This window comes from Cupriavidus sp. SIMBA_020 (assembly GCF_046535395.1).
Taxonomy (GTDB): Bacteria; Pseudomonadota; Gammaproteobacteria; order Burkholderiales; family Burkholderiaceae; genus Cupriavidus; species Cupriavidus campinensis.
The window spans coordinates 1-241 of record NZ_JAWRWU010001526.1; the positions used below are offsets into that span (position 1 = coordinate 1).

1 protein-coding gene is annotated in these 241 nt (G+C 58.5%); it reads left to right on the plus strand.

What is annotated here, in order from left to right; genetic code table 11:
- Nucleotides 1-136: 136 nt before the first annotated feature.
- Nucleotides 137-241 (plus strand): DNA adenine methylase (locus tag SB751_RS34700; RefSeq protein WP_410749574.1); only part of this gene is annotated, 105 nt, incomplete at its 3' end.

Here is a 241-nt window from a genome sequence, read left to right on the forward strand (position 1 = left end):
GTTTATGCAGAACAGCTGAGCTGGCCCATTCGGACCGCGTCCCTTGGCGCATATCGTACGGCGTGACTGGTGTGTAGGCAGGACCTGTGGACGATATAATAGCGCGCGATAACAGACTAACAAGCGCGGAGGCGCGTTGACAACACCGATCATCCGTTGGGCGGGAAGCAAGCGGCCGATCCTGAACGTGCTGCAGGCGGCAATGCCGGCGAAGTTTCGACGCTATATTGAGCCTTTCGCG